General features: G+C 36.9%; 24 protein-coding genes and 1 CRISPR repeat array. Of the genes, 12 read left to right on the top strand and 12 right to left on the bottom strand.

Going from position 1 to position 26,065, the window contains the following annotated elements; all coding sequences use genetic code 11:
• Positions 1-46 precede the first annotated feature (46 nt).
• Positions 47-2,996: a CRISPR direct-repeat array (repeat unit 30 nt; unit sequence ATTTCAATCCCATTTTGGTCTGATTTTAAC).
• Positions 2,997-3,350: 354 nt separating this feature from the next.
• The 9 genes from cas2 to cas6 all read right to left on the bottom strand — a co-directional run bounded on the left by cas2 (position 3,351) and on the right by cas6 (position 13,088).
• A complete protein-coding gene (gene cas2, locus DPC56_RS01455) occupies positions 3,351-3,614 on the bottom strand; it encodes a CRISPR-associated endonuclease Cas2 (RefSeq protein WP_112093303.1) in 264 nt (87 codons plus the stop codon).
• A 551-nt stretch (positions 3,615-4,165) separates the two neighbouring features.
• Positions 4,166-5,134 carry a type I-B CRISPR-associated endonuclease Cas1b gene (gene cas1b / locus DPC56_RS01460; protein ID WP_112093304.1) on the bottom strand — a complete coding sequence of 323 codons (969 nt, stop codon included), beginning with the start codon at positions 5,132-5,134 and terminating at the stop codon, positions 4,166-4,168.
• Positions 5,135-5,141: 7 nt separating this feature from the next.
• Positions 5,142-5,660, bottom strand: coding sequence for a CRISPR-associated protein Cas4 (gene cas4 / locus DPC56_RS01465; RefSeq protein ID WP_112093305.1), 519 nt, complete (start codon positions 5,658-5,660; stop codon positions 5,142-5,144).
• Between the two features lie 13 nt (positions 5,661-5,673).
• Positions 5,674-8,199: a CRISPR-associated helicase Cas3' gene (cas3, locus tag DPC56_RS01470; protein WP_112093306.1), complete on the bottom strand. Its 2,526-nt coding sequence runs from the start codon at positions 8,197-8,199 to the stop codon at positions 5,674-5,676.
• Positions 8,199-8,990, bottom strand: a complete 792-nt coding sequence (gene cas5b / locus DPC56_RS01475) for a type I-B CRISPR-associated protein Cas5b (protein WP_181454355.1) — start codon at positions 8,988-8,990, stop codon at positions 8,199-8,201. The genes cas3 and cas5b overlap by 1 nt, the downstream gene beginning before the upstream one ends.
• A 39-nt stretch (positions 8,991-9,029) precedes the next feature.
• Positions 9,030-10,199, bottom strand: coding sequence for a type I-B CRISPR-associated protein Cas7/Cst2/DevR (gene cas7i / locus DPC56_RS01480; RefSeq protein ID WP_245923823.1), 1,170 nt, complete (start codon positions 10,197-10,199; stop codon positions 9,030-9,032).
• Between the two features lie 2 nt (positions 10,200-10,201).
• Positions 10,202-10,516: a hypothetical protein gene (locus tag DPC56_RS01485; RefSeq protein WP_112093309.1), complete on the bottom strand. Its 315-nt coding sequence runs from the start codon at positions 10,514-10,516 to the stop codon at positions 10,202-10,204.
• On the bottom strand, positions 10,513-12,363 hold the full coding sequence (locus DPC56_RS01490; protein ID WP_112093310.1) for a hypothetical protein: 1,851 nt from the start codon (positions 12,361-12,363) through the stop codon (positions 10,513-10,515). Before DPC56_RS01490 ends, DPC56_RS01485 begins: the two co-directional genes overlap by 4 nt.
• Positions 12,360-13,088, bottom strand: a complete 729-nt coding sequence (gene cas6, locus DPC56_RS01495; protein WP_112093311.1) for a CRISPR-associated endoribonuclease Cas6 — start codon at positions 13,086-13,088, stop codon at positions 12,360-12,362. Before cas6 ends, DPC56_RS01490 begins: the two co-directional genes overlap by 4 nt.
• A gap of 231 nt (positions 13,089-13,319) precedes the next feature.
• Here cas6 and DPC56_RS01500 point away from each other — a divergent pair, with 231 nt between their 5' ends.
• Positions 13,320-14,312 carry a nicotinate phosphoribosyltransferase gene (locus DPC56_RS01500; RefSeq protein ID WP_112093312.1) on the top strand — a complete coding sequence of 331 codons (993 nt, stop codon included), beginning with the start codon at positions 13,320-13,322 and terminating at the stop codon, positions 14,310-14,312.
• A 2-nt stretch (positions 14,313-14,314) separates the two neighbouring features.
• Here the strand turns inward: DPC56_RS01500 and DPC56_RS01505 are convergent, their stop codons facing one another.
• Positions 14,315-15,079 carry an ABC transporter permease gene (locus DPC56_RS01505; protein WP_112093313.1) on the bottom strand — a complete coding sequence of 255 codons (765 nt, stop codon included), beginning with the start codon at positions 15,077-15,079 and terminating at the stop codon, positions 14,315-14,317.
• A gap of 6 nt (positions 15,080-15,085) precedes the next feature.
• The gene (locus tag DPC56_RS01510) at positions 15,086-16,018 is read right to left on the bottom strand and encodes an ATP-binding cassette domain-containing protein (protein WP_112093314.1); all 933 of its coding nucleotides are present in this window, start codon (positions 16,016-16,018) and stop codon (positions 15,086-15,088) included.
• A 134-nt stretch (positions 16,019-16,152) separates the two neighbouring features.
• Here DPC56_RS01510 and kaiC point away from each other — a divergent pair, with 134 nt between their 5' ends.
• The 5 genes from kaiC to DPC56_RS01540 are packed head-to-tail and all read left to right on the top strand — an operon-like array spanning position 16,153 to position 21,619.
• A complete protein-coding gene (kaiC, locus tag DPC56_RS01520) occupies positions 16,153-17,556 on the top strand; it encodes a circadian clock protein KaiC (RefSeq protein WP_112093316.1) in 1,404 nt (467 codons plus the stop codon).
• 3 nt (positions 17,557-17,559) lie between these two features.
• Positions 17,560-17,820, top strand: coding sequence for a circadian clock KaiB family protein (locus DPC56_RS01525; RefSeq protein WP_245923824.1), 261 nt, complete (start codon positions 17,560-17,562; stop codon positions 17,818-17,820).
• The gene (locus DPC56_RS01530) at positions 17,817-19,760 is read left to right on the top strand and encodes an MEDS domain-containing protein (RefSeq protein ID WP_112093317.1); all 1,944 of its coding nucleotides are present in this window, start codon (positions 17,817-17,819) and stop codon (positions 19,758-19,760) included. The genes DPC56_RS01525 and DPC56_RS01530 overlap by 4 nt, the downstream gene beginning before the upstream one ends.
• 13 nt (positions 19,761-19,773) lie before the next feature.
• Positions 19,774-21,123: an MBL fold metallo-hydrolase gene (locus DPC56_RS01535; RefSeq protein WP_112093318.1), complete on the top strand. Its 1,350-nt coding sequence runs from the start codon at positions 19,774-19,776 to the stop codon at positions 21,121-21,123.
• A gap of 19 nt (positions 21,124-21,142) precedes the next feature.
• Entirely contained in the window at positions 21,143-21,619 is a 477-nt protein-coding gene (locus tag DPC56_RS01540) for a pyridoxamine 5'-phosphate oxidase family protein (protein WP_112093319.1), read from the top strand.
• Between the two features lie 274 nt (positions 21,620-21,893).
• Here the strand turns inward: DPC56_RS01540 and DPC56_RS01545 are convergent, their stop codons facing one another.
• Positions 21,894-22,739, bottom strand: a complete 846-nt coding sequence (locus DPC56_RS01545; RefSeq protein ID WP_112093320.1) for a UbiA family prenyltransferase — start codon at positions 22,737-22,739, stop codon at positions 21,894-21,896.
• A gap of 54 nt (positions 22,740-22,793) precedes the next feature.
• Between DPC56_RS01545 and DPC56_RS01550 the strand changes: the two genes are divergently transcribed.
• From DPC56_RS01550 to DPC56_RS01575, 6 genes are read left to right on the top strand one after another with little or no spacing between them, the layout of a single operon-like run.
• Positions 22,794-23,432: a diacylglycerol/polyprenol kinase family protein gene (locus DPC56_RS01550; protein ID WP_112093321.1), complete on the top strand. Its 639-nt coding sequence runs from the start codon at positions 22,794-22,796 to the stop codon at positions 23,430-23,432.
• Positions 23,433-23,443: 11 nt separating this feature from the next.
• A complete protein-coding gene (locus DPC56_RS01555) occupies positions 23,444-24,028 on the top strand; it encodes a nucleoside/nucleotide kinase family protein (protein WP_112093322.1) in 585 nt (194 codons plus the stop codon).
• Positions 24,025-24,807 (top strand): MBL fold metallo-hydrolase, encoded by a 783-nt coding sequence (locus DPC56_RS01560; protein ID WP_112093323.1) that lies wholly within the window; start codon positions 24,025-24,027, stop codon positions 24,805-24,807. Before DPC56_RS01555 ends, DPC56_RS01560 begins: the two co-directional genes overlap by 4 nt.
• Before the next feature lie 32 nt (positions 24,808-24,839).
• On the top strand, positions 24,840-25,412 hold the full coding sequence (locus tag DPC56_RS01565; protein ID WP_112093324.1) for a hypothetical protein: 573 nt from the start codon (positions 24,840-24,842) through the stop codon (positions 25,410-25,412).
• Positions 25,413-25,414: 2 nt separating this feature from the next.
• On the top strand, positions 25,415-25,690 hold the full coding sequence (locus DPC56_RS01570) for a hypothetical protein (protein ID WP_112093325.1): 276 nt from the start codon (positions 25,415-25,417) through the stop codon (positions 25,688-25,690).
• An 18-nt stretch (positions 25,691-25,708) separates the two neighbouring features.
• Positions 25,709-25,993: a DUF2769 domain-containing protein gene (locus DPC56_RS01575; protein ID WP_112093326.1), complete on the top strand. Its 285-nt coding sequence runs from the start codon at positions 25,709-25,711 to the stop codon at positions 25,991-25,993.
• The last annotated feature ends 72 nt before the right edge of the window (positions 25,994-26,065 follow it).

Below are 26,065 nucleotides of genomic sequence, written 5' to 3' on the forward strand. Positions count from 1 at the left end.
CCCTATTATCCATCCAATATTCTATGACGAGCGCCATTCTGAATACATTTCAATCCCATTTTGGTCTGATTTTAACGTTTTTGGGTTTTCCCATCTTGCTAGAAAGTTGACTATTTCAATCCCATTTTGGTCTGATTTTAACTCCCTGAGTAAGTCATCTTTTTTGTCAAATCCCTTGATTTCAATCCCATTTTTGTCTGATTTTAACTCTTTCTTCATCGATAATCCTTGCCATTGCAAGAAAATTTCAATCCCATTTTGGTCTGATTTTAACACAAATAATTCAGCAACTTTTTGGATCATAGCAGAATTTCAATCCCATTTTGGTCTGATTTTAACTTTTAAATGTCATTTGTTGGCGTTAGATTATGCTGAAATTTCAATCCCATTTTGGTCTGATTTTAACCGAATTGTTCCGCTTGGCCCGCTAACACCACCTATAATTTCAATCCCATTTTGGTCTGATTTTAACAGGATCCATATGGATCAACTCAGCAACTAACACCATAATTTCAATCCCATTTTGGTCTGATTTTAACAGTTCCACTATAACCACCAGCATATCGCAGTGTTGATTTCAATCCCATTTTGGTCTGATTTTAACTTGCACCAATCACACCAGCGATACCTGCAATCTATAATTTCAATCCCATTTTGGTCTGATTTTAACGATCGCATTGTCAATATCCTTCTTCAATTCAGAGTAATTTCAATCCCATTTTGGTCTGATTTTAACATTATGACTGGAAAAAAAGAGGAAAAAAAACTAAAAGATTTCAATCCCATTTTGGTCTGATTTTAACAAGAATGGCCTCGTGAAGATAGCGGATCCAACCAAATTTCAATCCCATTTTGGTCTGATTTTAACACATGCTGGCACCGTTTGCATATGCGATGAAGATAAATTTCAATCCCATTTTGGTCTGATTTTAACACGATTTTACTCAGATGCTGGAATGGAACCGCCAGAAATTTCAATCCCATTTTGGTCTGATTTTAACCCAAACTCGCACCACACCTTGATGTGCTAATCCCAAATTTCAATCCCATTTTGGTCTGATTTTAACCACCCCAAACCCACACGCCTTTTCTATACGTTTTAATTTCAATCCCATTTTGGTCTGATTTTAACTTAATTATGTGCAATCTTCTGAGTAATGCATCATCATTTCAATCCCATTTTGGTCTGATTTTAACCCTACACAAACGGTTGGACAAAATAGAAGAATACCAATTTCAATCCCATTTTGGTCTGATTTTAACGTTTATGAATGTGTTAAATCGAAGATAGAGGAAGTTGGATTTCAATCCCATTTTGGTCTGATTTTAACTTTAATTCCACATTTCTCTGAGGCTTTCTTAACGGCCATTTCAATCCCATTTTGGTCTGATTTTAACGAGAATGTCATTGACACTCTACCAGAGAATGTGAGGAATTTCAATCCCATTTTGGTCTGATTTTAACCCAACCCAGGGCCTTGGGGTGGTTTTCGGGGTGGTCATTTCAATCCCATTTTGGTCTGATTTTAACCAGTTTACACAACTGGTGGCCGTTTTGATCAAACAAATTTCAATCCCATTTTGGTCTGATTTTAACAATCCTCGCAGTAATGGTCAAAGAACTCCAACTAAGATTTCAATCCCATTTTGGTCTGATTTTAACCAGAGGCATCAACATCCCTAAACTCCACTTCTACAAGTATTTCAATCCCATTTTGGTCTGATTTTAACCCGTTTACTATCTTATCCTTCTAAAATAAGATGATGATTTCAATCCCATTTTGGTCTGATTTTAACTCTTGTCACACCACCACCTTTCCCCTTCCAATCCACCATTTCAATCCCATTTTGGTCTGATTTTAACTCATCCTTGAGCTTCTTTATCAGTTCAAGGTTTCTCATTTCAATCCCATTTTGGTCTGATTTTAACAATTCAAAAACGCCGTTGCCACAGTTTACACAACTGGATTTCAATCCCATTTTGGTCTGATTTTAACTCTTATCTCCATGTTCTTCACCTCCATGTTATATTAATTTCAATCCCATTTTGGTCTGATTTTAACAATTTGATTTCATGGGATGATGTTCTCATAAAAAGATTTCAATCCCATTTTGGTCTGATTTTAACAATAAAAGATATTGAAGAACTCATTAGATCCAATCTCATTTCAATCCCATTTTGGTCTGATTTTAACTCTGCAATGAGATCATACAAGGCTTGAAAGAACTCGATTTCAATCCCATTTTGGTCTGATTTTAACACTGAGAAATACAAAATGAAGATAGTGTTGGAAAACAAATTTCAATCCCATTTTGGTCTGATTTTAACACTCGTAGAATTCAAATTAGAGGAGCCAATTAGCCCAGATTTCAATCCCATTTTGGTCTGATTTTAACTGAGTATCAGGGCTTGAATTCTTTTGTAGTGCGTGAATTTCAATCCCATTTTGGTCTGATTTTAACGCAAATATGCTAAAACATCCCAGATAGCTTCTAAAGCATTTCAATCCCATTTTGGTCTGATTTTAACCCTCCAAGCAATAGTTCATCGATGTCATCTTCAGATATTTCAATCCCATTTTGGTCTGATTTTAACAATCGCTTAGGTCCTGGATGGTGAAGGATTCTGTTGGTGATTTCAATCCCATTTTGGTCTGATTTTAACCATGGAAATCCAAGGCCCTGGACAAGAACCTTACAACGATTTCAATCCCATTTTGGTCTGATTTTAACGGGTGGATGAAGACATTCCCACAGGTGTGGCCGAACATTTCAATCCCATTTTGGTCTGATTTTAACACTTGCAACACTTGAAACGCACCCCTGAGTGTGACATTTCAATCCCATTTTGGTCTGATTTTAACTGTAACTTTGAGGAGAGTCCGGGATGGAGTTTACAATTTCAATCCCATTTTGGTCTGATTTTAACTCAAGGAAGTATGAGTCTTCAAATAGTATATCGATGGATTTCAATCCCATTTTGGTCTGATTTTAACAGGGCGATTTTTTCTTTCTTTTTGTTTTATCTTTTTTCTTGTTGGTTGTATTTAATGGTTTGTGTCGGCGGTCCCTAATAATACAATCCATTTATAAAGATAGACGACTTTGTCAACGGAGTCAAAAAATGGAATAGGGATAATAGGATAAATTTAGGTACATAAAAGCAGATTAAATGGGGATAGATAGATAAACAAGTTAGTATATTTTGTAAAAGACTGAAGGAGAGATAAAGTAACAAAATGTTATAAAAATTGGCTTGGAAAGATAGGTTGATAAACGACAAAATAAGGTTTGGTTAAAGGCAGAATAGAAGGTTGAAGGGTTTTTAAGGTGGTAATAAAAAAAGTTTATCATATTATTTCAGATATTAGTGATTTTTCGATGCCTAAAACTTCTCTTTTCATTGCTCTTTTAGTTCTGAAAGAATAGATTATGATTGAATCTTCTGATTCGTTGCAAATAATCTTAAGGTCCTTTTTTATTCTTTCTAGTTGACTTTTTGTAATTTCGCCTTCAAAGACGGAATTTTGAACCCATAAAAGATATTTTCTTAAATATGCTTTGACTTTGTTAACACGTTTTACATTTATGTCATAAACTATTATAACATACATTATTTCAGGTTTTATGGTTCAAGTATAAAATGTTTTCATATTCTTGAAAGGACAAGTAATGAAATAAAAGGATGTAAAAGTTTAACTAAGTATTTATTAGCAATTCTTGGTGAGACTCGAGGAACAGGGCCGTGTAAAGTAAAAGTTTAACGAACCTTTTGCGCTTTTCTATGTCCCCGTTGAAATCGAACAGGGCCGTGTAAAGTAAAAGTTTAACTCGGTCGGATTCGGCATCATATGTCACTTTGACCCGAACAGGGCCGTGTAAAGTAAAAGTTTAACTAAGTATTTATTAGCACGTAGCTTAACCTCCGAAATCCGAAGATAGCCAATATAGTAAAAGTTTAACTAAGTATTTATTAGCACCTACAGAGTCTGCTTGGATGACAGGAGGGCGTATGTCGGTAAAAGTTTAACTAAGTATTTATTAGCACACAAGACATTTGATAGCACATGGCGGGAAACTGAATAGTAAAAGTTTAACTAAGTATTTATTAGCACCCTGGTCTTGATTTCTTTTAATTTTGCTAATGTTAGAATTCAATTAAGTGTTACCACCAGCTTATGAATGGTTTATACTGTTCCTTTCCTAGAACATGTTTTATCAATTTGTAGCATTCTAACCGTATTAAACGTTTATATGATACTTTTCTCCCGATTTTCCTATGTTTAATTGTCTTTTTAAGTCTTTTATCGTATTCTGCTATGAATTTTCTTTTCCCATTTTCGTTGAGTAAAGAATAATTTAAATCTTTTTCAAAGTCTGTTTTATCTATCATATTCTTCTTTATTAGATACAATATTAGGCGATCGATGATTATTGGCTTGAATAATTCGCTGATGTCTAATGCAAGTGAGTATCGTCTTTCAAATGGTTCATGGAGATATGATATAGTGGGGTTTAACTGTGTATTATAGATTTCGCTTATGATGGTTGAATATAAAAGGGAGTTGCCAAAACTAATTAGTGCGTTTGTCATGTTTTTGGGTGGTCTACGAGTCCTCTGACCTATCCTAAAATCTTTTGGGAGTATCTTGTCCAATAATCTATAATAGTCTGCTCTAGCCCTTCCTTCAACATTCATGATCTCGGTTATCTTATCACATGAATTAAGATTTTCTAAGAGAGCATCCATGTTATTATCCAGATTATAGTAGGATAAAACTCGTTTCATGTTAGATATTGCGCCTTTAACAAAATCTGAGGCAAGTTTTAACCTTTTCTCATTATCTATAAAATGTTCGACTTGTTTTATCAGAAGATCCCCAGACAGTAGCGTCTCCCTCGGATAAAAACTCCCTGTGTAAAATCCGTACCGGTTAAAAAAGTGTATTGGTATACCTTCTTTTGATAACAAATTCACAACCTGGGAGGAAATGCTAAGCGCCCCATATGTGTATATTGAATATATAGCGTGGATTGGTAGTGGGCGTTTCCCATCCTTGTTTATGAAATATAATGTGTTCTCTTTCCTTTTTAGGAGGCCATTTGTAAGTATATAGTAATTTTTCCTAGTCATCGTGATGTTATGACCAACAAAATTCAAGGTAGGCACAGTTTCTACATATTTTCTTCCTTTGAGGCTGTGGAACGTCGCCTTTAATTATGGAGTCTATATCTTGGAGAATTTTTTCTAATCTTTTCTCAATATCGTGGGTTAGTCTTATCTCTTTCCTTTTGCGGAGTTTTGGATAATCTATAAAACCTCTAATCTTCTCTATTCCCTTTTCATTTTTCAAGTAATAGAGATAATAGAGTAATTGGAAAAGGTGAGCTTCCTCCATTTTATTGCTTTTTTTAACTTCATGAACTTCAAGGACTTTTCCTTTTCTCATGAAGTCTGCGCTTATAAGGTCATCAAGTATCAAACCCTTTTCTTCCCGTTTATAAGTGTCATCATGTATCAATTTCCCTAGTTCAACAGCATCTGATTCCTGCTCCATTTGTATATGGTGAGAAAAAAGCCAAAGCTTAGTTTTACATACGAAATAATAATTGATTTGAGTTCCACGTACCAGAAGCTTCTTCTCAGCCTCTGAAATCATCAGATCACGTCCTTTATAGGATGGAAGGGGAGTTCGTGCTTTCAAATATGCTATCCAAGCCAAGTTCTTTTATTGCATTAAGATCATCCGCGTTTATATTACCCCATATGTAAAATCCTTTAAATTCTCCTGTAGTTTTATCCCAAAAATCGCTTTTCTCTTCGTAATAAACTGGCATGTTTATTGAGTATTCATAAAGTAATTTCTTAAGTGTCCACATATCAACTTTTTTGCCTGTCTCCTCCTTTATTCTTTCTATGATTTCTTTCCAGGTTTTAGCGCCTTCTTTTATACATTTTCCAAAAATTTTTTGGATTTTATTATCAGAATCCTGGATTATAATATCAGGTATTACTATCTTTACTCCTGCAATTCTTCGGAATAATAATTGGGCCTGGCTCTTTTTCTCTACGCTGAAATATTCAAGATCTTTGAGTATGTCTTCTATTTTGTTTTCGTAATGCTCTTTCAGTGTTGAATTTCCAATCTTCTTTTTAAACACTTCTAGAATGAGGTTCCTTTCAGAATTATAATCCAAAATTTCGCCTTCATATTCTTTAAGCACTTCTCTTGTTTTCTCCACTACTCTCTGATCATATATGCGCTTGGTTCCATTGTCAATTTTTAGATTGCCGTTTTCCACTTTTCCAGTAAATATTATTATGTTGGGTTCATGTTCTTGGTAATCTTCTTCTCTATTCCTGTAGATTCGTCCCCAGCGCTGGATTTGACTGTCAATTGTGGATATCTCCGTTATCATCGTGTCAAAATCGAGGTCTACAGAAGCTTCTATTATCTGCGTCGACACAACTATTACTTGCTCTCCATTTTCTACTTTCTCTCTTATTTCTTTTAATCTTCTGTCTTTTTCGATTTCAAGTATTCTTGAATGGAGAAGGTACACATTAGGATAATCTTCATTTAATTTTTTATATAATTGAATTGCCTTTTTGACATTATTGACCACTATAAGAAAGTTCTTATTCTGATCTTCTAGAACATCTTTTATCTCATTTTCACTTTCTTTATGGATTTTTAATTCTTTGTCCCTAAAAAGTGGTTTATCTATGACCTTTATCTTATGTCTTTTTAAATTTAGATTTTTCACAGGGAGCCCATAATCTTTAACATCCACAAAATCGAAATCTTTAAAGAATCTCTTAAAATAAGGGGGGAAAGTTGCAGTCATTATCATGACTTTACCATCTAACTCCTTGATAATATTAACTGTTTTAATGATGATAGCGGCCATTTCTTCATTGTATGTTTGTACTTCGTCTATAATAAATGAAGAGAATGGATAGGCAGATATTACCTTATCAGATCCATAATAATTAAGCGAAGTTAAAAATACCTGGTCTGGTGTCGTTAATAAAACAGGTGATGCTAGGAGCCTTGCAGAAGTCAACATTTTATCAAGATCTATACTTTTTCCTTTCCTTTCTTCGTCCATGTATTCTATAAAAGCAGTTGAATGAAGAATATCAACATTAGAAGCGTTGAAATAACCATTTTCTTCGTTTCTGAACCTTATGAAGAGATCGTTCAATGCTACTCGTAATGGTAATGTGTACATTAATTTTCTATTATTTTTTGCGGCCCAAAGGATGGCAAATTCTGTCTTACCAGAACCGGTTGGAGCCACAAGAACTAAAGAATCTCCCAGATCTATTTCATCTAAGAGTGTTTTTTGCCATAATTTTTTCACTGGGATTCTTTTTTTGAGTCTATCTTCGATATTAACGAATATTCTTGGAGTATATGATTCTATGGGCACGTTTGCACTTGCTGAATAATCTGATCTTCTAAGAAGCCCCAATAAGACTAAAAAATCATAATCTTCCGCTTTTGGATTATAAAATCCTGCGAAATCAGAAATATCATCATCATGCCTATTGATTTTTCTTAATAAAACCTTTGCTTTATCAAAATCCATCTTTTTTCTTAGATAATCAATTGCAGAAGAAACTATATTCTCCTGGAAGTCTCTTTTGATAGATTCCAATAATTGAATTAAAAAATCTTCTAATAGATGACGTTTTTCAATTATAAACTCAAGGTATGAGTTTACTTGATCCTCATAATTATAGACTATTTCCATCAAATCCCGTTCAACAGTAAAATATTCATTGTAATGATGTAAAAGAATGGCAGTTCTAATTTTTTTGTCTAACTTGTCATTACCTACGAGAAATGTGCTCCATATACTTGAAAGTATTTCGTGACGTGGAGATCTCTGAAGACCTCTTAAAGGTTTGAAAAACTCCTTTAATTCAATCCAATCCTTATCTTTCCTTTCTTCTGGCTTTAAAACTTTCCTCTGAAAATTATAGTCGATCTTTCCAAGGTCGTGGATTAGCGCAGCAACTATAAGCCTCTCAAACAAAGTCCTGTCTAAATCGTATGTGAAATTCCCCCTATTTTCGTCAAAAAATCTATACATTTCAACAATCCTATTCACAGTCTCCTCTAGGTGGTCTTTTAAAAGATAATTCTCTTGATCACTCGATTTAGCCCTTAAAAGCTCCATTAATTCCATTATAACCACCCGAAATTTTTAGATATCTTGAAAACCAGCCCCCCAACATGGTACTCTTCAACAGTTACCTTATCCTCTAAATATATTACTTGATCTGTGCCGGTATAAATTACACTTTCAAATTCAGGTACCCTATCTGTAGAATTTGATAATTCGGCCTTGTTTGAAATGACACGGTCCTTGTTTTTAAATAAAACCTTTAGGGGTATGGAATAAACGGGGAATTTCCTATTTTTTAAGGGGAAAGTTTTGCCATTATCTTCTAGCTTAATATATGTTGGATATGTGAGCCATATGTTCCTTTTAACCTTTTTTTCTTTTAAATCGAAATTTTTGTGCATATTTTTTATGAATATAATATCTTCGCTTCTTCCTAAGTAGAGTATATTAGAAGGTTTCGAAAGTGACTCTTCCACCTCCAAGAGCATGTTTTTATCACCTTTTAGGAAAATATAATAATGTCCATTGAAAAGCTCCTCTTGGTATGTTGGACTCCTTTGCGACTTTATATTTTCACTATAAAGGGGATATCCAGCATTCCACAATTCTAGGCGTCTATGACGTCTTCTTAAGGAGACTTCTCCCTTTATCAAACTCTGGTAATTCCAGAATTTACTTTCGAATAATCCATGAACACTAACCTTTAAATTGTATAATTCTTCGTCGTAGTATTTGCCAGTGGCGTTCTGTAGCATTCCGATGATCGTTGATTTAGGCGGTAAAGGATAACTCTGAGCATAATCAAATGTGAATGCATTTCTGTATTGTGCAAATGGTTGGAATATTTCCATGATTAATGTATCATCCATTTAAAAGCGCCCCAGTCCAAATTAAATTTGCACTTCTATACTCTCATCTTTGAAAATTTTCACATCCTTGTATTCACCTTCTTTATCGAATATCTTCTCGATAAATGAAAGAATTTTTTCATCATCTAACACGTCTATAGCGGCTTTAAGTCCATTAATTTCGAATAAAGGCTTCCTTGTTTTATTAGTTTTGTGTTTCACTTTTAATATGCGTCCATTTTCTGTTTCATTTTCTTCTATTTCATCGTATGCCTCTTCTACGTATTCGTCGACAAGAGCTAGTTTGTCTTTATATGTTTTGTATGGACAATCACTGTATATTCCTGCGATGAGGAGTTTAGGCGATAAATCCTCCTCCCGACCTTTTATACTGCGTTTTAAATTCATCAATGCTCTTATAAAATTCAATATCCTCTCTTTAATCTTTTCATTATCCTTTAACCTATATTTGATTGCATAAACATCATCAAATTCTGTGAACTCTGATAATTCTACGAGGTCTGATTGTAAAAGCTCTTTCTCATTTCTGCTTTTTTTCAATTTTATTGACAATTTTTCTCCACCATCTAAGCCACTTACTTTCTCTATACTTTCCACTTTGAATTTTCCATCTTGAATAGTAACATCTTTCTTTGGTTGGATGTAAACTTCTATTTCTCCGATATTTTCGATATCCACTACAACAGTGTACTGATAATATGTTTCGTGTTCTTCCATTGTGAACGGATTGGGTTCCATTTCACCGTGCATTTTTCGCATTCTATTTGCAAGGCCGATGTTGGCATTGAAATGTGCGTCATACATGAAAGGCGTCATAGAAACAGCATGAGAAATCTTAATAGGAGCCGTTCTAAAATTCTGTGGGGTGGTGTCCGTTATCAGATACCCGAAAAGATCAAATTCAGGATACTGTAATATGTCTCCAGTTAATAGAAATTCTGTTGCAGGTTGTATAACCTTGTTTTCACCCTTACCAGCTTTTATGAGGTTTTCTGCTTCGGTTAATTTAAATAAATTCATATTTTGCGCTGTTTCGAGCAAACTGTACCTTATGGCGTACCTACTTACTAGGGTATATTGTCTACCATCCCATTTCGTTATTTTCTTCAGTTCCTGATAATTTCCACTGCCTTGGTCATAGTTTAAAGAATTTCCATGGAAAACTATATCTAGCACTACATATTTTCCCATCTTTATTCACCTCGTACACTCATTATGCCCATTATGATTGAATATGCGATTTTTTCGAAGTTAGAAGGTGAAAGCGGGAACAACCATTCAAGTTTTCTGGAAAGTCTTTTAACATGTTCATCATTTTTACGGGAATTCAAAGCCCTTAGTAACGACGAAAAGAAATCATTCTGATTGTTCACTTTAGCTGAATTGAGTAGCTTGTAAACTAATCTTTGTCTATAACTTTCAGATCCAATATTTTCGAATGCTTTTTTCGTATATATTTTTATTTCATCATAATCTTTTGCTGAAATAGGTTTTTTAACAAATTTCATTGTTTACCCCCTATAAATCCTATGAAGAGGCCGAGAGCGTAATAAATCCATGTTTCATCATTTTGTACAATTTCATGGAAAACGTAATCATTTAAGTGCTTAATTAGCTTTTTATCCTTTTCTGGATTTGAAATTATAAGCCTTAAAAGGGAGTTTACAAATGAATATTTACTTTGTCGTCTTATAATAGAAAATAAATGTGGTGCGTTATTTTCTCTTATATCCTTAGAGAATAATTTCTGGATATTTGTCATGGCCATGCCCATTTTTTTACGGCTTTCCTTTATCTTTGGAATTAACTCATCCAATTTAGCCTTCAATAACATTGGATCCTCAAAGAGATTAGTAAAATCGTGTGCTGGGAATAATTCCGCCTCTACTGCAAGCGCGTAAAGTAAAGGTTGGACTTTTCGTTGTTTTGTTTTCTGGTTCAGCCTCAAAACTAAGTGATTCATTATTATAGGCATCAAAGATTTATTTTTAATGAATTCCTCAAAAAGCCATCTGTATTCATTTTCATCCACTTGCACTCTCTGATTCAAGTTTCTCCTGATATCATCATCCAATAGCAAGGTGGCCTGCAATCTGGAGATACCCATATACTCAACATCGATGAAGCGTTGAGTGTTCTCGTCCAACTTGGCATATTTTATGAGGTAAAGGTTTTCAAGAACCCACCATGACTCCATTTCTATTATAGTGTCAATAACTGTCTGCCACGTGCCTCTAAAAATACTATTCGGATCCTCCTCACTTTCAATCTTCGATTTTCTGAGCCTTAAACGCTTGTTAATTTCATATGTTGTAAAAATGTCATTTGAATAAAATACAAGATAATCAATGTTTCTATAATACTCGAATGCACGATCAAAACAGAAGAGATATACAAATAAATATGGTATATTGTTTATAAAGAATTTTGTCTTTAATGGCGCATAATAAATGTTAACTGCTTTACGATATGACGCCAAGAACTTGTTAATTGTCTTATCTATCCTATTAAGAATATGATCTTCCTTTTCTATCTTAAAATCTATAGCATGATAAAATTCTTCTTTTTGTTTTTCATGAGTGTAACCTGGCTGGAAGAATAAAAAATTCTTATAATATTTATTATCAATAGGTATCCTAAATACAGTACTTTCAGAAATATCTTTATTACCTACGATTTCGTCCTTCCATTTTTTATCTAAATATCTATCAACTTTAGAGAGCAGTTTTTTAAATTTTTTAGCATTTTTTATGAACTCTTCCCCATATTCTTTAAATTTTTCTATTGGAGCATCCCGAAACTTTTTTATATCCTTATATTTGAATTTTTGAAACCTTCCTTTTTTGTCTAAAAATCTCTTTATTTCATCTCTATTTTTTCTAATAAATTCCTTCTCAAAATCTTCTAATTCTCTTATTAACTCTTTTAGTTTTTCTAAAGATTTAGAGACTTTAGAGATAAACTTCTTATCATCCACCACTCTTTCTGTAATATAATCTTTCCAACGGCTTGTAGCCGCCTTGGTTATGTGGTTTTCCCATGTAAAGTCAAATATTTCCTTTTTTGATCTGAATTTTCTTTTATAAATTTCATTTAAAAAATCTTCAATAATCTTTTTAGAAACTGTTGAATCTTTCCTTTTTATCTCGGAACACATGTAGGCAAATGGGAAAAGCCCATAATATACGATTTCTTCATTTTCTTTTATTCTCTTCTGTGTCTCTAAAATATCCCACCCATAGATCTCCTCTAAGAGGTTTACGAACCCTAACATTCCTAAATCTATGATCCAGTTGCCGGTAAATTGTAAAACAGGCTCGCCTACTAATCTCGTTTCATTAGAAGCTTTTATCATGTTTTTATCACCATCCCAAATCCCATGCTATTTTTTTCTCCCACTCCGCAATCGTATGCGAATTCAATGAGCCTGGGATCTGCTTCCATTTCAAATCTCATATGGTATGCTCGATGGTATGTTTCAGCCCCACTTTTAGGTATTTTGATCCTCTTCCTCTTTATCGACCGCTGTTCTGGGACTATTTTAATGTATTCGTCTCCATCGTATTCTCCATGGAATGCGATGTACTTGTTGATGAGGTTTTTTTGCAAGTTTTCATAAAATTTAAGATCCGCTGGGTTGAGATCCCATTGTTTCAGCTTCCCATTTTCTTCCTTGAGCGTTCGTGTGATGATAGGGGATAAAGTTTTGAATTTCATTCGCTTTTTTATCTTAGGTTTTTTTAGAAGGCTGACTTTTTCTATCCAAATCTTATTTTTTAGAAGGTTTATTTGGGGATCTGTTAAGAATCCTTCTACAAGTGATTTGATGAATCCTTCGTCTGGTGATGATATGTAGAGGCCTATTTCTCCGTTTTCTGCTATTAGATACTTTTTGAGGGGTTTTCTTTTCATGATTTGGAGTTCTGAGAATGTGAAAAATTTGTAGTTTTTTGTTTGGTGTAATTTTGCTGCAAGATCTTTGTCGGCTATTTTGTTGTATATCATGGAGTTTATTGCATAATTGTAGTTGTAGGGTATTTTGATCGGCTCTTCTGCCTTAAATAGTAGGTGTAATCTCATGTGTGTCTTCCCTGTTTTGTTGTTGGTTATGGATAATTGTGTAAACTAATAATATATAAGCTTTTATTCTATAATTATATCGTAAATGATTTATATCATTATATTGTCTTTGTTTGTGGAGGACTTCATTGAAAGATGTGAATATTTTTTTAGTGGGATTGTCTCTTTTTTTGATCTTGAGGGGGGAGTGAGGCGTTAATATTATATTTTAGTGTTTTTAGAGTGTAGGTTATGGTGGGGAATAGGCGGTTTTTTTTTTTTTCGGCTCAGCATGATGAGATAGATAAGGTAACTGATATTTATTTTGTAAAGACTTTGAGGATATTGGAGGATTTGGGATTGGAGGATACGCTTGTTAAGGCGGAGGTGTTTGCGGGGGCGGATGGTGTATTCTGTGGACTAGTTGAAGTTTTGAATTTATTGGAGGATTCTGAGTGTAAAATATATTCTTTAGAGGAGGGTGAAAGGTTTTCGAAGAAGGAGGTTGTCTTGAGGATTGAGGGGAGGTATTCGGAGTTTGGGTTGTATGAAACCGCAATCTTAGGGGTGTTGGCAAGTTCTTCTGGCTGGGCTACGGCAGCCCATAAGTGTAAGGAGGCTGCTGGTGACAAGCCTGTTGTATGTTTTGGTTCGAGGCATGTGCACCCTTCTGTGGCGCCAGTCATGGAGAGGGCGGCGAGGGTGGGTGGCGCGGATGGTGTTAGTTGTGTTTTGGCCGCCGAGATCCTGGGGGTTAAACCATTAGGTACTGTGCCCCATGCCGCCATGCTAATAGCTGGTAGTACTGAAAGGATAGCCACCACTTATGATAAGATAATGCCAGAGGATGAGCCTAGGATAATCCCTGTAGACACCTTTAAGGATGAAGCGCAAGAATCATTGGATATTGCGAGGATACTTGGCAAAAGATTGGATGGGGTCCGCTTAGACACGCCAAAGGAGAGGGGTGGTGTGACGCCTGATCTAGTGCGTGAAGTTAGGAAGAGATTGGATCTTGAAGGGTTTTCACATGTTAAAATATTCGTGTCTGGCGGGTTAAACCCTGAGAAAATAAGAGTGCTTGGCGAGGCAGGGGCTGACGCGTTTGGCGTTGGATGGTATATTTCAGCCACTCCTCCAATTGAAATGACAATGGATATAAAAGAGGTGGATGGGAAGCCCGTGGCTAAGAGGGGTAGGATACCTGGGATAACAGAAAATAAGAGGTTGAAGAGGGTTAAATAGGATTACATTAGGCTTTGTTCTTTGACATTGAACATGAAAGCTGCTAATAGGACCATTATAATAGCAAATATTGTCACTACAAGTATGTTAATAGCTAATGGGAACACTGACCTGTGAAGTATTATGTAGCGTAGAGCGTCCACTCCATAAGTTAAAGGGTTCATGTAAACCGCATTTTTCAGCCAAATTGGCAGTCCTGTTATAGGGAATAGGGCGCCGCTAAGGAGGAATATTGGCAATACTATGAAACTCATTATAAGGTTGAATCCTTCCATGCTATCTGTGAATGCTGCTATCAACAATCCTAGGCCGCCGAAGCCTAATGATATTATCAATGAAAGTATCATTGTAGTGATGAAACATGCTGGCGTCATTGTAATTTCCACGATGAATGATAGTATTAGTAGGATGGTTGTTTGTATCATTGAGGCCGTGCTTATGCCCAGGGCCTTTCCAAGGACTATTGACGGTCTCGATATCGGGGCTACCAGTATTTCTTTGAGGAAACCGTATTGTCTGTCTATTATTACAGAGACTCCTGAGAATATGCTTGTGAATAGTATGGTTTGGCCTATTATGCCCGGGTAGATGAATGCTCTGTATCCTCCTGGGATTCCCCCGAATCTTACTGAAGCTCCGAGTCCTGTTCCGAATATGATTAGCCAGAGGAGTGGCGTTACTATGGAGGTGACTATCCTTGATCTGTAACGTAGGAATCTTTTCATTTCCCTTAACCATATGGTGTAGATGCCTTCTATTTCACCCATAATTGGTCACTTTATCCTGGTTCCTGTATATTTTATGAAGACGTCTTCGAGTGTTGGATGTTCTAGTTCCACTGATTTTATCTGGAAGCCTTGTTGTGTTGCGAAGTTTACTATCGCTGGTATGAGGTTTTCTCCCCTTTCTACCATGAGTTTTATCATGCTCCCGGTATTGTAAGCTTCTTTCACCCCAGCTAATTCTATGATCTTATCTGCGAATTCTCTGGGCTTGTTGGTTTTTATTTTTATCGTGTCTGCTTTTAGTTCTCTTTTGAGTTTTGCTGGTGTGTCTGCTTTTATGATTTTTCCACGGTTCATTATGGCTACTTTGTCGCAGAGTTTGTCGGCTTCTTCCATATAGTGTGTTGTGAGTAGTACTGTTACCTTTTCTTCTCTGTTGAGTTGTTTTATGTATTTCCAGATGCTTTCGCGTGTCTGGGGATCCAAGCCTAGTGTTGGCTCATCTAGGAATAGGACCCTTGGGTGGTGTATGAGTCCTCTTCCTATTTCTAGTCTGCGTTTCATGCCACCTGAGTATGTTTTAACATATTCGTCGGCTTTTTCTCCGAGGGCTATCAGTTCTAGCACTTCCTCTATCCTTTTTTCCCTTATTCTCTTAGGGACTCCGTATAATGCTGCGTGCATTTCTAGGTGTTCTCTTCCTGTTAGCATGTCATCGAGTGCCCTGGATTGGAATACTATGCCTATGGATGCTCTTACCTTCTCTGGTTCCTTGATGACGTCGTGTCCGTTCACTTTCGCCGTGCCGCTTGTTGGCTTGAGTATTGTGCACAACATTGATATTAGGGTTGTTTTACCGGCCCCGTTGGGTCCTAGTATCGCGTAGATGTCCTCCTCTGGTACTTTCAAGTCTACTTTGTCCACTGCTGTGAAGTTGTCATATTTTTTGGTTATTTTTTCTGTTTCGATGATGTAATCCATGGCCACCCCCCTGGAGTGTTAAAGCTATCCTCTTTTTTTTGTTCCCTATGGGGATTATTCTATTAGAAAGATTTATTATGAATTGTTGGTAATAACTTTTTTTAGTTAGCCTTTCACCTTGGGGGTGAATTTTCATGAGAGAGTCTCCTAGGCCTGTTGATAAGACTCCGACTGGTATTTGGGGTGTTGATATTATTACCAGGGGTGGTTTGCCTCGTGGCCGTAATACTCTTGTTTTTGGAGGTCCTGGTACGGGTAAAACGTTTTTTGCCATGGAGTTTCTGGTTAATGGTGCTAGTGTTTATGATGAGCCTGGTGTGATGGTAAGTTTTGAAGAGAGTGAGGATAATATTATTGAAAATTTCAGGTCTGATGATTTGCTCAGGGAGCTTATAAGGGAGAATAAGATTTTTATAGAAGATTTTTCATCTACTAAAGATTTTGAGAGTGGTGATTATAGTTTAGAGGCTTTGTTCATGCGTCTTGATCGTCTTGATGATGCTATAAAGAGGGTGGGTGCCAAAAGGATAGTGCTCGACAAGATCGATAACCTATTTTCACACTTTGAAAAGAAAGCGATCATAAGGTCCGAGCTTTTACAACTTATAGAATGGTTGAATAGCAGGGGACTTACAAGTGTGTTTACAACTGGTGAAAATCCTTATGGTGGGGCGGCCCATGGCCTTGAGGAGTATGTATCAGATTGTGTTATCCATCTTAAACATCGTTATAAAGATCATATTGGCACCCGGTATATGACAATAAAAAAGTATAGGGGTTCTGAGCATGGTTTGAACGAATATCCGATGCTCATAAACTCTAAAGGTTTGTCATTGTTCCCTATAACATCTCTTAGACTTGATTATACTGTGAGTCGTAGGATTGTGTCAAGTGGTATCCCTGAACTTGACAATATACTTGGCGGCGGATTTTATCAGGGGTCATCTGTGCTTATCTCAGGGACTAGTGGGACTGGTAAAACAAGTTTTGTGGCCAAATTTGCCTATGAAGCCTGTGAGAGAGGTGAAAGGTGTCTTTTATTTGCTAATGAGGAGCCTGCGGATCAGATAATCCGTAACATGGCCTCTGTTGGGATAGATCTTGAAAAGTTTAGTAGTCACAATCTCCTGATCCATTCTGAAAGACCCACTACATTGGGCCTAGAAGCTCATTTGACGGCTATGCAGGATCTTGTACGTGAATTCGAACCAGACCATGTTATAATAGATCCTATATCCGCGCTTACAGAGGCCGGTTTTGGCGTGAAAGACCTTTTTGTAAGGTTCACAGATTTCTTGAAGAATCGTAAGATAACCTCTATCTTAACATACCTTACAAAAGGTGGTTCGCCCTTGACAACTACAGAAATACACTTGTCCTCTCTCATAGATACTTGGGTTATACTCCAACAAGTAGAAAAAGGGGGATATTATGCTAATATTTTAAGGGTGCTTAAAAGTCGCGGCCTTAAACATTCCAAAAAACCTGTAGAATTCAAATTAACCAGTAAGGGTATAAAAATTTTGGGGGGAGAGTAAATTTTGGATGAGGTAATCCTAAGATTATATGTGACTCAAAAAAATCCTCATGCAAAGGCAGCTATCCAAACCCTCAATCAACTCCATGATAGAGTGAATATTAAACTTGAGATTGTGGATGTTAGTGAAAATCCGGATTTGGCCCGTGAGAATCATCTTATCGCCATACCCACCCTTGAAAGGATAAAACCCGAGCCTAGAAGGAGGCTTATAGGTGATCTTTCCGATACTAAGGCGCTCTTAAAAATAGGGTGTCAACTTTGAAAGAGAATGCTAGATCCTTAATAAAGGACATGAAAGTCCATGACCACATCTGTTTAATTTATGAAGATGAAAGAGAATGGGAATCCACTATCATACCATTCCTAGTAGAAGGATTAAAAGGTAATGATAAATGTATTTATATAACTGACAGGCATAAGAGCGAGACCATAAAAAAACTTCTCAAAAAGAGGGGATTCGACCCTGAAAAGCTTAAAGGGCAATTTGAAATATTATCAGAGGATGAAGCATATACCCTTGGCGGATCCTTCGACCCTGATGCCATGATAAAACTCCTAGAAAAGGAAACAGAAAAAGCCCTAGATGAAGGTTATTCCGCCCTCCGGGTCACTGGAGAGATGACCTGGATCTTGAAGGGTAAGCCTGGGAGTGAAAAGCTGATAGAATATGAGGCTAAACTTAACAGGTTCTTTCCAAAGGCAGAGTGCTTGGCTATTTGTCAATATGAAAGGTCTGCTTTTGAACCAGAAATCCTTAAAGGGGTTATAATGACCCATCCTATCCTAGTATGGAAGGGTGAAATTTACAGGAATTTCTATTATATACCTCCCAGGATTTTTCTTGAAGGCGATCCCGCCCGTGCAGAGGTTGAAAATTGGCTTAGGAATATAAGACGTGAAAATGAGTTTATAGAATCTGTTGAAATGTTCACAAGATTATTTAAGAGTTTTATTGCTAATGTTCCGGCTATTGTGTCTGTTAAAGATTCTGATTTAAGGTATTTTCTCGTGAACGATAAATTTTGCAGGTTCGCTGGGAAAAAAGAATCCGAAATAATCGGCAAAACCGTCAATGAAATATTTAACGGGGAAACAGCAGCCATATTTGGAGATTTGGATGAAATACCATTAAAGGGTGATGATATAGCCATTGAAAGGAAAATCAAGGGCAGATATTATCATATACGTAAGTTTCCCGTGGAGATACCCATCGGTAAAAAAGGTGTGGCATCCATAATAATGGATATAACTGAAAGTAAAAAATTTGAAGAAAAACTAAGTAAATTGACGAAAAATTTCATCAACATCGTCGAGAACAGTCCAGAGAGCATATTCATCGTTAACAAAACAGGGAAAGTATACTATGCAAACCACCAAGCCCTAAAATACTTTGGATGGGAAAAAAGTGAAATCATAGGAGAAAATATAGGAATGCCAATAAAACCCAACATCACAGAAGAAATCCAAACCATAGATGCAAATGGCAACCTGAAAACCGCCGAAATAAGAACCGCCAAAACATACTGGGAAGACGAAGAATGCACCCTAATATCCCTACGCGACATAACAAAAATCAAAGAATATGAAAAATCCCTCAAAAAAGCCCTAAAAGAAAAAGACGCACTCCTCCTAGAACTACACCACCGCGTCAAAAACAACCTCCAACTCATAATAAGCCTCATAAACCTCCAAGAAAAACAATTCCAAAAAGAAGACAGAAAACTACTCAAAGAAACAACAAACAGGATAAGAGCAATTGCACGAGTCCATGAAAAAATCTACCAATCAGAAGACCTAACCTCCATAAACCTCAAAGATTACATAAAAGACATCATCTCAGAACTAAAAGCAACATACAAACTCCCAAAAATAAAATTCAACTGCCAAATCCAAGACATAAAACTCAACATAAACCAGGCCATCCCCTGCGGACTTATAATAAACGAAGCCCTTACAAACTCCATGAAATACGCTTTCCCAGACAAGAAAGGGACAATCACAATAAAAGCATGCAAAAGTGGAGATTCCTTAAATCTTATCATAGCCGATGATGGTGTCGGATTCCCAGAAGGATTCAAACCAGAAGAATGTGAAGGTATGGGTATGAGAATAATCTACGCCCTGACAAGACAACTTGACGGTGAAATAAAAATAAAAGGAGAAAAAGGGGTTAAAATCAAACTCAAATTTCCATACTATTGAGAGGTTGGAAATAATGATATTTGAGATAATAAAATCCGAGGGAATATCACACAACTCCTATTTTTTAGGATCAGAAGGCGAAGCCGCCATCATAGACCCTAGAAGAGACATTGACATCTACCTAAAACTTGCAAGAAAACATGATATAAGCATCCGTTACATATTCGAAACCCACAGAAACGAAGATTATACCATAGGCTCCCTAGAACTTGCAAAATATGTTGACGCCGAAATACTACACGGAAGCAAACTAAACTTCAAATACGGGACCAAAGTAATCGAAGGAGACACATTCAAACTAGGCTCCCTAGAACTCGAAGTTTTAGAGACTCCAGGGCATACATATGAGAGCATATCCATCCTCGTGAGGGATAAAACCACAGACAAACCCATGATAATATTTGTTGGTGATGTGCTCTTCCCAGGAGAAGTTGGAAGAGTCGACTTTTTCGGGGAAGAAAAAATACCAGAAACCGCAAGCCTACTCTACGAAAGCTTACATGAAAAAATATTACCATTAGGTGATCATGTTATAGTCTGCCCAGCGCACACCGCCGGTTCAGTCTGCGGCGCCCAGATAAGAGACCAGGACCTCACAACCATAGGATATGAAAAATTAACAAATCCCCTCTTAAAATTAGACAAAGAAAGCTTCATAGAACATAAAAAGAACGAAAAAGTTTACACACCACCATACTTCAAGAGGATGGAAAAAAACAACCTCGAAGGAGCCCCACTAGAAAACCCACACCTAGAACCATTAAATGTCCAAGAATTCAATGGTATGATAAAAGAAGGGGCTCAACTAGTGGATGTTAGGAATCCCACAAGCTTCTGCGGAGGTCACATACCAGGAAGTCTGAATATCTGGAGCAGTGGCTTCCCAGCATTCGCAGGATACTTCTTAGATTATGAAGATCCGATAATCATAGTAGATGAAAGCGGATCCAACGAGTTTGTGAGAAGATCCCTTATAAGACTAGGATATGATAACAAGTATGGTTATCTGCAGGGTGGATTCCCCAATTGGTACATTAATGGAATGAAATGTGACAACCTGGAAGCATGGACTGTAGACCGGCTTAAATCCCAAATTGATAAAGGTGGAGACTTCTTCATCTTAGATGTTAGGAAACATGCAGATCGTGAAAAATATCCTATAGAAGGCTCCAAACATTGCTGGGTTGGTGAAATCCCAGAAAAATTGGATAATATCCCTGAAAATGTAGTTGTCTACTGTGATTCAGGTTATAAATCAACCATGGCAGCAAGTTTCCTTAAAATAAACGGTTACAAGAATGTTAAAACTCTCCTTGGGGGGATAACCGCTTGGATAAAAAGAGGTTATCCTATCAAAAAATAATAATGGGGAGGTTATATAGATGGGGATTGTTAAAATACCCTTAATGTCAAAGGAAGAATACGACGAGTTTATAAGCGAGAATTTTATGAGCAGGATAGCCTTCAGTGGAGAATACCCCTATATAGCACCTTTTATTTATGTGTTTGATGGGGAACATTTGTACTTCCTGTCAACTAAGTATGGGCGGAAAATCGAACTTCTAAAAAACAACCCATATGTTGCGGTGGAGATAGAAGAATTCGAACCAGACCTTTCAAGTTACAAATTCGTGACACTACAAGGCCAGATAGTCGAAGTGACAGACCAGGATGAAAAGAATAGGGTTAGGGGAATGTTCGCAGACATGATCAAGGAAAAAGGCCTTTCTAGGAAGGTGCTTAAGGCCTTGGGCCATTCCCCTGAAGATCCGCTGGCATGTCTTGTTAAAATGGAAAGATCCTATGTCTGGAAACTCGTAGATGTGGTTGATATAACCGGTATAAAAAGTGGAGAGTGAAAAATATCTTACATGCAGGTTGGCTGACAATGCTCTTTAGCTCCCCCAGATTTTAGGGATGATAAAGTCACACACCAGTGGGGGATCCTATAAAAGTACTATTAGGATATCTCAGTCAAGAAGATATGGGGGGCTGGTAAGATGAGCATATCTTTTTTTTAAATGTTTAGTGGGGGGGGTTAAAGGAGGGAAGAATGGGGGGTGAAAAAAATATTACCTCCTTAAACCCTTATCCCTTGATCTTCTTTTCACATATATTAACCTTTTTTAGTGACTATATTCCCAATATTATTTTTGTTAATGTTTCGCTTCCTAGTGCGAAGGCTATGAAGGTTATTCCCATCCCTATTTTTATCTGCTTGGAAACCCTAGTGGCGGTTTCTCTCCTGGGATCTGATAAAATCTTGAATGCGGCCTTTAGGAATACTATTATTGCTATTGCCAAAATTGGAATGTAGAGTATGCTGAATATTTTTATAATGTAGAGTATGGGGCTTGTTAGGCTGGCTATGAAGATGAAAATAGCGGCTATTATACTTGAAGTTTTGTGACCATACTTTATTGGTAGTGTTTTAGCTCCTTCCATTTTATCTCCTTCTATATCTTCCATGTCTTTGATTATCTCCCTCGCCATGGTCATGAGAAAGGCATATAATCCTATATAAGCTGCTTTAACTGTTTCACCGACTATTATACCCCCGAATACGAAACTTAGGCCTGTTAAGAATGATACTACAAAGTTGCCGATGAAACATTCTCTTTTAAGGGTATGGGCATAGTATATCATAAGCAGTGAACTTCCAGCCACTATAAAACCTGGCAGCGAACCCAGATAAAAACCGAACATGGAAGCTAAAATGAAAAGTCCCATCGCATAGACACCTGCAACCTCCCTTCTAATCCGGCCAGAAGGTATAGGCCTCCCAGGCCTGTTTATGGCATCGATTTCATAATCAAAATAATCATTAATGACATTACCAGCCCCAGTGGCCATGAAAACAACAGCAGCCGCTAATAGGACTTTTAAATTGAATTTCCATCCTATAAGGGCCATTAAAATGATTGAAACCACAGCCATGAAGGCATTAACTGGCCTTAATATTTCTATATAAGCTTTCATCATCAGCCCCCTAACCAAAAGTCAAATATACCCAAGATTATCTTTAATTAAAATATGATACTCAATGATATACTTGGCCTGGCATTAGTATATGTTTATGTTGCAATTTTACTTTTCATAGCTGATAAGTTCCAAGATTTGAATGTTAGTCGCAAATTTGTACATATAATGGTTGGTAATATCCTCTTTATATTACCAGTCTTTAAAAGTTGGTGGGTTATGACATTCCTCGCAGCAGCACCTTTCATCCCATTAACTTTCCTTATAAGCCCATATTCCCCCATTAAAATGGAACATAAAGTATCATCCTATGGTCATGGCCTTGGACTCGTATACTACTCAATCTCTTGGACCTTACTCGCACTATTATTCTTTGATCGTCCATGGATCATCGGAATCGGAATCGCAGCAATGTCATATGGTGACGGCTTAGCATCACTCATCGGCGAAAAATATGGCAGAAGAAAATACAACGTCCTAGGGGATGTTAAAAGTGTGGAAGGATCCCTTGCAATGTTCATCACACTCCTAATAACACTACCCCTAATCCTACTCTATTATGTACAACCCATAGAATGGCCTATAATATTTGCCATAGCAGCCACGGCCACAATGATAGAGGGGGTCACGCCAAAAGGACTTGACAATATAACAGCGTGCATGGGATCAGTGGCAGTTTACCTCCTAATCTAAGGGTGTGCTCTATGAGGTTCATAGTTATTGACGGATTAGACGGCGCCGGTAAAGACACGCACGGAAAACTCATAAAAAAGAGATACGAGAATATGGGGGAAAAGGTTATATTCAGGTCTCATCCAGAGGATGACAACCCATATGGCCGAAAAGCGAAAAAAGCTCTGCTTGAGGGTGGGAAAATAAATCATCTAAAAGCGAGCATATATTATGCATTGGATGTTATAAGATCCCTCAGATTATACTATTGGTCGAATCCAGGTGCCGATACTATCATATTTGTAAGATATCTTATGGGAGTGGCATATCTACCATCAACACTATCAAGGATATTATACCATATCTTCTCATTTATCTTTCCCACTACAGAATACATGTTTTTCCTTGACGTTTCACCCCAAGAATCTTTAAGGCGTCTTCAAGAAAGGAATGAACATGAAATGTTCGAAAACATTGAAGATCTCAGGCGAGTCCGCCAAAAAGCCCTTAGATTAGCCAAAAATTGGCATATTATAAACACTGAAGAGTCCATAAAACAAGTTCAAAAGAAGATTAACAAAATCTTGGATAAACTCGACCAAAGGAGGATAAAATGAAGATAACATGTCTCATAGAAGATAATGGTCCCGGCCAATTCAAGGTTGAACATGGATTATCACTACACATAGACCAGTTCAATTTATTATTTGACATGGGACAATCCCATTCCTTTATTGAAAACGCCCAAGAACTTGGCATAAGCATATCCAAGGTACAATGCGCTATAATCTCTCATGGACACTATGATCATGGGGGAGGCCTAGCCCACTTCCTTGAAGAAAATAACAGTGCGAACATTTACATTGGCAATGGCGCTTTTTCCAAAAGATACGCTGATGATAATGGGTCATGGCGTTATATTGGCTTGGACAGGAGATTATCTGACAATCCTCGGATAAAAAGCTTAAAAGGGGACACTACACTGTTTATCGGCTGCGATATACTAGTTGATATTCGGGATTTCTTCTCACCGCCAATAGGTAATCGTAAACTTTACAGGATATCAGAAGATGGGGTTGTAAAAGATGATTTCAGGGATGAGATAGTCTTAATCATGGAATCAGAGGATGGTCTGATAGTTTTAACCGGATGTTCCCATCGTGGCATCCTTAACATAATAGAGACGATAAAAAGAAAATATGGCAAACCTATAAAAGCCCTCATAGGGGGCTTCCACATAGAAGCCAAAGAGGCCCTAAACTTACTAGAACCATTCAAGAACATAAAAGAAATCTATACTGGACATTGCACATCAAAGGAAGCATACAATATACTAAAAGAAAACCTAGAAAATATAAAACCCCTCCATACAGGAACCCAAATAAAAATCAGATAAATTTAATAATTAATAAAAATAGAAAATTATCCGTGAAAACCAAAATCTTATTCCTCGTATTGGCTGTTATCTGCCTCGTAGGTGTTGTAGTCGCCCATCAACCACGACTCGCACCATCAACAGCCCCAATAAACAATCCTATAATCATAGAAAAACCAGAAATCTCACAAGCATTCTATGGCCAATTACAAGGCGAACCAGTCTACTACATGATAGAATCCCCCAAAAAGTTCAGATTATACGTCAACATCCTAGTACCAGATAATCCAGGGGCCGACCAACTCGTATATGCTAGGATAACCGACTATAAAGGCAAAACCATAAAAGAATTGGGCCCAGGAGACTGGGAACCCTACTTCGAAGAGTTCGGGGGTGACTACTATCTTAAAGGGCCCGAATTCAATGAAACCCTCCCACCTGGGAAATATTATATAATAGTATTCAACGAACAAAATAAAGGCAAATATTCCCTCGCAGTCGGTGATATAGAGGCCTTCCCAGCTGACGAAGCCCTCAAAGCAATCATACTCCTACCAATATTAAAAGCAAGCATCTTCAACATACCAATACTTGAATCGTTCCTACAATTCCTAGGATCATATTAGCAATGGGCACATTCATATCCCTAAACTTCACAGATAACAAGAATCTTATAAAAATCAACTGGGCGGGTATCATACTAACAACGATAATGTGGGGATTCCACTACATCCAAAACCCTCTTAACATACTTGCTAACGTCCAAAACATTATATTACTGGTGACGATAATCCTAACCTGGAAATTCAACAGGCAAATAATCCGGGGTAAGATGCCAATTTGGACCAGCAGAACCCTAATGATATTCTGGTTAATATTCCTATTCCTCAGAGTAACAATATAACCATCTTTGGGGGATATCATGGACCGCTTCCAAGAAGAATATACAAGGATAATGGCAATGGATAAAATAGAAATGCAAGAAGAAGTTAAAAGGTTGTCAGAGGATTGCGCATGCCCATCATGTCCATCCTATAAGGAATGCGATGAGAAACTATTCTGCATCCTAGGAGAATCAAAGTGTATAAAAGATGAAAAAGGATGCCTATGCCCCACATGCCTAGTAGCATCCACCCTAGGCATTGGGATTTCAAGAAACTTCTACTGTACTAGAGGCTCTGAGATGGATCAAAGAACCAAACCATAACTCTTGAAAAGCGAAAGATTTAATAATCTGGATAAGCATGATTATAGTAGTTGATCATTCTAACCTTCTCAT

It is taken from the genome of Methanothermobacter tenebrarum (assembly GCF_003264935.1).
GTDB classification, from domain to species: domain Archaea; phylum Methanobacteriota; class Methanobacteria; order Methanobacteriales; family DSM-23052; genus Methanothermobacter_A; species Methanothermobacter_A tenebrarum_A.

Excerpts from the sequence above, each read along its gene's own strand:
- cas6 (WP_112093311.1), bottom strand. The coding sequence starts at position 13,088 with ATGAGATTACACCTACTATTTAAGGCAGAAGAGCCGATCAAAATACCC.
- cas7i (WP_245923823.1), bottom strand. The coding sequence starts at position 10,199 with ATGGGAAAATATGTAGTGCTAGATATAGTTTTCCATGGAAATTCTTTA.
- DPC56_RS01555 (WP_112093322.1), top strand. The coding sequence starts at position 23,444 with ATGAGGTTCATAGTTATTGACGGATTAGACGGCGCCGGTAAAGACACG.
- DPC56_RS01560 (WP_112093323.1), top strand. The coding sequence starts at position 24,025 with ATGAAGATAACATGTCTCATAGAAGATAATGGTCCCGGCCAATTCAAG.
- cas1b (WP_112093304.1), bottom strand. The coding sequence starts at position 5,134 with ATGACTAGGAAAAATTACTATATACTTACAAATGGCCTCCTAAAAAGG.
- DPC56_RS01485 (WP_112093309.1), bottom strand. The coding sequence starts at position 10,516 with ATGAAATTTGTTAAAAAACCTATTTCAGCAAAAGATTATGATGAAATA.
- cas2 (WP_112093303.1), bottom strand. The coding sequence starts at position 3,614 with ATGTATGTTATAATAGTTTATGACATAAATGTAAAACGTGTTAACAAA.
- cas3 (WP_112093306.1), bottom strand. The coding sequence starts at position 8,199 with ATGGAATTAATGGAGCTTTTAAGGGCTAAATCGAGTGATCAAGAGAAT.
- DPC56_RS01490 (WP_112093310.1), bottom strand. The coding sequence starts at position 12,363 with ATGATAAAAGCTTCTAATGAAACGAGATTAGTAGGCGAGCCTGTTTTA.
- DPC56_RS01510 (WP_112093314.1), bottom strand. The coding sequence starts at position 16,018 with ATGGATTACATCATCGAAACAGAAAAAATAACCAAAAAATATGACAAC.
- kaiC (WP_112093316.1), top strand. The coding sequence starts at position 16,153 with ATGAGAGAGTCTCCTAGGCCTGTTGATAAGACTCCGACTGGTATTTGG.
- DPC56_RS01540 (WP_112093319.1), top strand. The coding sequence starts at position 21,143 with ATGGGGATTGTTAAAATACCCTTAATGTCAAAGGAAGAATACGACGAG.
- DPC56_RS01575 (WP_112093326.1), top strand. The coding sequence starts at position 25,709 with ATGGACCGCTTCCAAGAAGAATATACAAGGATAATGGCAATGGATAAA.
- DPC56_RS01545 (WP_112093320.1), bottom strand. The coding sequence starts at position 22,739 with ATGAAAGCTTATATAGAAATATTAAGGCCAGTTAATGCCTTCATGGCT.
- DPC56_RS01570 (WP_112093325.1), top strand. The coding sequence starts at position 25,415 with ATGGGCACATTCATATCCCTAAACTTCACAGATAACAAGAATCTTATA.
- cas5b (WP_181454355.1), bottom strand. The coding sequence starts at position 8,990 with ATGGAAATATTCCAACCATTTGCACAATACAGAAATGCATTCACATTT.
- DPC56_RS01535 (WP_112093318.1), top strand. The coding sequence starts at position 19,774 with ATGATATTTGAGATAATAAAATCCGAGGGAATATCACACAACTCCTAT.
- cas4 (WP_112093305.1), bottom strand. The coding sequence starts at position 5,660 with ATGATTTCAGAGGCTGAGAAGAAGCTTCTGGTACGTGGAACTCAAATC.
- DPC56_RS01550 (WP_112093321.1), top strand. The coding sequence starts at position 22,794 with ATGATACTCAATGATATACTTGGCCTGGCATTAGTATATGTTTATGTT.
- DPC56_RS01505 (WP_112093313.1), bottom strand. The coding sequence starts at position 15,079 with ATGGGTGAAATAGAAGGCATCTACACCATATGGTTAAGGGAAATGAAA.
- DPC56_RS01500 (WP_112093312.1), top strand. The coding sequence starts at position 13,320 with ATGGTGGGGAATAGGCGGTTTTTTTTTTTTTCGGCTCAGCATGATGAG.